At 63.6% G+C, this 4,196-nt stretch carries 6 protein-coding genes and 2 pseudogenes; 4 read left to right on the top strand and 4 right to left on the bottom strand.

The genetic code is table 11. The features are described 5' to 3' along the window. Window positions 1-438 (bottom strand): MBL fold metallo-hydrolase (locus tag J7E68_RS18770; protein ID WP_251049163.1); only part of this gene is annotated, 438 nt, incomplete at its 3' end. Between the two features lie 210 nt (window positions 439-648). On the opposite strand from J7E68_RS18770, the gene J7E68_RS18765 reads away from it, so the two are divergent. Further along, window positions 649-1,083, top strand: coding sequence for a MarR family winged helix-turn-helix transcriptional regulator (locus J7E68_RS18765; protein WP_396652525.1), 435 nt, complete (start codon window positions 649-651; stop codon window positions 1,081-1,083). Window positions 1,084-1,099: 16 nt separating this feature from the next. Here J7E68_RS18765 and J7E68_RS20420 read toward each other — a convergent pair. Then, window positions 1,100-1,228 (bottom strand): annotated as a pseudogene (locus tag J7E68_RS20420) (winged helix-turn-helix transcriptional regulator); the annotation flags it as partial. A gap of 16 nt (window positions 1,229-1,244) precedes the next feature. On the opposite strand from J7E68_RS20420, the gene J7E68_RS18755 reads away from it, so the two are divergent. Next, window positions 1,245-1,475, top strand: coding sequence for an HTH domain-containing protein (locus J7E68_RS18755; RefSeq protein ID WP_215175061.1), 231 nt, complete (start codon window positions 1,245-1,247; stop codon window positions 1,473-1,475). 193 nt (window positions 1,476-1,668) lie between these two features. Beyond that, a pseudogene (locus J7E68_RS20415) lies at window positions 1,669-1,857 on the top strand (WYL domain-containing protein); the annotation flags it as partial. Between the two features lie 505 nt (window positions 1,858-2,362). Here the strand turns inward: J7E68_RS20415 and J7E68_RS18745 are convergent. Together J7E68_RS18745 and J7E68_RS18740 are read right to left on the bottom strand one after the other, a co-directional pair. Further along, window positions 2,363-2,770 carry a TM2 domain-containing protein gene (locus tag J7E68_RS18745; RefSeq protein ID WP_215175059.1) on the bottom strand — a complete coding sequence of 136 codons (408 nt, stop codon included), beginning with the start codon at window positions 2,768-2,770 and terminating at the stop codon, window positions 2,363-2,365. Window positions 2,771-2,897: 127 nt separating this feature from the next. After that, the gene (locus J7E68_RS18740; RefSeq protein WP_215175058.1) at window positions 2,898-3,338 is read right to left on the bottom strand and encodes a hypothetical protein; all 441 of its coding nucleotides are present in this window, start codon (window positions 3,336-3,338) and stop codon (window positions 2,898-2,900) included. A gap of 454 nt (window positions 3,339-3,792) precedes the next feature. Between J7E68_RS18740 and J7E68_RS18735 the strand changes: the two genes are divergently transcribed. Further along, the coding region (locus J7E68_RS18735; protein ID WP_215175057.1) for a GyrI-like domain-containing protein at window positions 3,793-4,196 on the top strand (404 nt) is incomplete at its 3' end.

Below are 4,196 nucleotides of genomic sequence, written 5' to 3'. Positions count from 1 at the left end.
TGGCAGCGTCGCAGAGCCGCCCTTGGGTTCGAGCCGCTGACCGTCGACGGTCAGCGCGTCCGCGTCGAGCTGGGTGAGCTCCACGAGGCGGGTCGGGAGGTTGGCGCCGAGGGCAGCCCAGGCCTTGAGCTTGTCTTCGAAGGACGCGCGGATGTGGTCGATGACGATCGGCGTCGCGACCAGCGAGGCATCGGGGAACGCGTCTGCGACGACTTCGAGCCCGAAGTAGAAGTCCGGGTCGGCGTGGCTGACGAACACGGTTGTGAGCCGCTTTCCGGAATCGAGAACGGCGGCGACGAGACGATGGCCGTCGGCGCGCGTGAAGCCGGCGTCGACGAGGAGCGCTTCAGTTTCGCCCGTCACGAGGACGGCTGATTTGTTCTTCGACCCGGCGGGGAAGTCGAGGTCGAAGACATCGAAGTTCAGTGACATGGTCATGGTTCCTTCCTGAGAGGGCTCGGGTCCGAGCCTGGGGGCGAATCGCTCGCGTATCAAGTCCAACAAAAGCTGACTACTCAGCTATTCCCGAGTTTGCGAACAATCTCGTGGGTTCAATCTCTGTGTCGCGCTGCGGCGTACCCTGGTCTGGTGAGAGATGACCACGAGTTCGGATCGGCGAAGGAGGCCGCGAACGATCCGCGGATCTTGGTGTTCGGTCGATTGCTGGGCGCTGCCAACGGTTTGGAGTATCTGCTCGGCAGGGCGCTCGAGGACGAAACGGGTTTATCTCACTCGCTTTTCGAACTGCTCTTGATCGTCGGCCGCGCCGGTGAAGGCGGCATCTCCACGAAGGGCATCGCACAGGCCAAAGTGCTCACCTCAGGTGGTGCCACGCGGCTCGTGCACCGCGGCGTCGAGTTGGGGTTGGTGAGTCGTCGTGCGTCGACTGAAGACAGGCGCGTCCAGATCGTCGAGCTGACCCCGGAAGGTGAGCGCCTCGCCGTCGAGGCGTCCACCGTCCATGCGCGCAACATCGAGCAGCTCGTGCTCGCCGTGCTCCCTGCGAACGATCTCGGCGCTTTCGAGGAGTCCGTCAAGGTGCTCAGCAAGCATGCTGCGAGTCAGCTCCCCGTCATGCCGTGACCGGGGCGCCGGCCGCTCATGAGTCGAATCGATCCCGGCTGGCCTCGATCGCATCCTGATGGGTCAGCGTCCAGCGCAGCATGGCGTCCAAGGGCTGACTGAATGAGGCGCCGAGACCGGTCAGTTCATATTCGACTTGTGGCGGTGATTCGGGGTGGTTGGTGACTCATCGCACGGTGCGGCGCGACATCGACAGGCTGCGCGAGATGGGCTACCCCGTCGAGGCAGGCCTCGGAGTGCACGGCGGCTACCGCCTGGTCGCGGGAACGTCGATGCCGCCGCTCCTTCTGGAGGATGACGAGGCGGTGGCCGTCGCTCTCGGTTTGTGGGCGATCGCCGCGCAAGGCCTCCCGGGGCTCGAGACGCCGGCATCCGAGCCCTGGCCAAGTTGAGCACGTCACTTCCTACGCGGCTGCGCCACCGCGTCCGAACTCTGTGGGCGAGCGCGATGGTCTGGCGGGCGTACTCCGGTTCCGCCTCCGCATATCCGGATGTCCTGACGAGCCTCGCGGCCGCGGCATCCAACCGAGAGCGAGTGCGCGTGGACTATGAACGTCGCGATGGCGAGCGTGGCCCCGTCATGTCGAGCCACGCCAGCTCGTCAGCGCGCAGGGACGCTGGTACCTCGTCGCGTTCGATGTCGAGCGGGACGCATGGCGCACGTTCCGCGTCGACCGGATCCGGGGTCCACGGCCAACGGGAGCGCCGGCACGTCACACGATGACGGATGCTGAGATCCCAGCGCACCTGGACGCCAGCGAACGCGCTTTTTGATCGACGTATCGCGTCGACCTCACGCTGAAAATCCCCCTTCGGGCCGCGACCGAACGACTACGCGACCACCTCGGCGACGGATCTCTCGCCACCGAAGGAGAGTTCACCCGGTGGTACAGCGCCGAGGACACGGCCCCGTGGCTCAGGATCCGCCTGCTCTTGCTTGATTGCCCCTTCGTCGTGCACGGGCCTCCGGAAGTCCAAGCCCACCTCGCTCTCATCCACGAGCGAACCTGTACCGAAAAGGGCTTAGATCCGACAGCGGCGAGATTCTCACCACAGGATCAATCTGACATACGTACTACTATCGGTTGCTCTCCGTGTCAGCCTGCACGTCCGCGGAGGTAACTGGTTGACGAGCGACTGCGAGGATCGCTCAGCTCGTAGAGAGTCGCACACACTTCTCTCAGCTCAGGAGCGGAGTTCGCGCCGAGAGTCCGATAACTGGTCTAATCGCGGCCAAGGGGCCAGACGTTGAAGTGAGATGGGGTGAGTGGCTGAATGTTCAGGGCGCGTACCACCACGGCATCATGGGCCAGAACTGGTCTGGCATCCGCTCGAAGATGCCAGAGACCGCCGCCACGACAAGCCAGAGTCCGAACCCTGCGGCGGTGATGATCCACGCGATCGTCTTGTGTTCGGCAAAGTCCGGAAGCAAGCGTCCCGCCTTGTCGCGTTGCACCCCGGCGAGCGTCAGGATCAGATCGATCAGCCACCAGATCCCGAAGCCGCCCGCGGTTAGGAGCTTCAGAATTCCTGTGCCCGTCTTGCCGAGATAGAACCGGTCGACTCCGAGGAAGCCGAGAAGCCAGGCGAACATCCAGGTGGCGATGAAGGACCGGTCCGACGCTTGAGCTGATGCCGGTTGTGCGCCGACGTCGTGTGACTCGACTCCGGGGAGGTTCATGGACATGATTGCTCCTTTCGCTTCTCAGCGTGCGCGTTGTTCGGTGCCAGACGGGGGCCGAAGGTCCTCTCGGTTCCGAACCGTCTTCGCTGCGCGCGGGTGGTGGCGCGACGAGTTCATCCGCGAAGCGTGCCTAAAGATTCTGAGGATCGAAGGTCTCAGGCATGCTCGCAGGTGACAACGAGGCTCGCGGGAACCACGCGGCGACGCCGAGCATCGCCATCACGACCACCAGTTGGGCAAGGCCTGTGGCGAAGTAGAGCGCCTGCAGCCAGGACATGCCGCGGATTATCCCGGTCTCGGTGAAGATCCAGACGATCATGCCGAACCCCGCCACGGCGGACCAGAGCAGAGCGGACTCTCTGCGTGCCAACAGCAGTCCGGCTGCAAGAGCTTGGGATCCTCCGACCACGCCGATGAGTATCAAACCGGGCCATACGAAAGATCTGAATGGGCCGTCGTCGAGAAAGGACTGAGGCATTCCGAGCCCGGCCTTCGCGATGAGGCCGATACCTCCGGCGAATGCGGATACGGCCTGGAAGCTCGCCAGCGCGATCAGAGCCCAAAATGACACAACCCGTATCCGGTCGATCATGGCGCTCCAGCTCTCGAGTCGAGTTGTTCGTTCTGGAATCTGCAAACGCTGACTTGGATCGGAGATCGTCGTCTTCGGGGCAGCATCGGACCTTCAGGTTCAGACAGAGAACGAGGCGGTATTCCCGTCGGACTACCGCCTCTGTCACACCAGCCATCCCGCGCGATCCATGTGACTTGTCAATGGCGCGGTGCGATCGTGGATTTAAGTCCTGGATCTGTTCGGCTGTCCGGGTGCGACCCCGTATGCACGAGGCTATGCCCCTTCGGTGGAGACCTGCGGGACGAAGGTCCCACGACTATGCGGTGCCCGGTAGTGCAGCCTCGGTGGGGTGGGAAGACATGACGCATGTATCACTTGGAGTACGTCCCTGCCGCAGCCCGAGGGACGTTCGACTCTAGGGAGGGCTATCGCGAGCTAGGAGCGTCGAAGGATGACGAGCATCCGCATCATCGAAGGACCCGAGCAGCCGACAGCGGGAATCAGGGAGCGGGTGCGCATGGACGACTTGGCCAGCTTCTTCTCACGGGCTTTCCACGACACCCTGGAAGCCTTGCAGGAACAGGGCGTCAGCGCCTCTGGCGCGCCTTTCGGCAAGTACTACGGCACGCCGACTGAGACCGTCGATATCGAAGCGGGCTACCCGATCGCCACGCACTTCGTTCCGACTCGCAACGTGATTTCAGGGATGTTGCCAGCAGGGGAACGGCTGGAAGCCACGCATGTCGGCCTGTACGAGACGATCGGGAGCGCGTACGCAGATGCCGCGCGGCATATGTCAGAAGCGAACCTCGCCCCGGCGGGTCTGATGTGGGAAACCTACCTATCGGACCCCAC

The sequence above is a fragment of the Microbacterium sp. ISL-103 genome (assembly GCF_018613995.1).
In the GTDB taxonomy this organism is placed as follows: Bacteria; Actinomycetota; Actinomycetes; order Actinomycetales; family Microbacteriaceae; genus Microbacterium.
The sequence above is the reverse complement of the archived record's forward strand: the minus strand, read 5'-3'. Positions and strand labels throughout refer to the sequence as shown.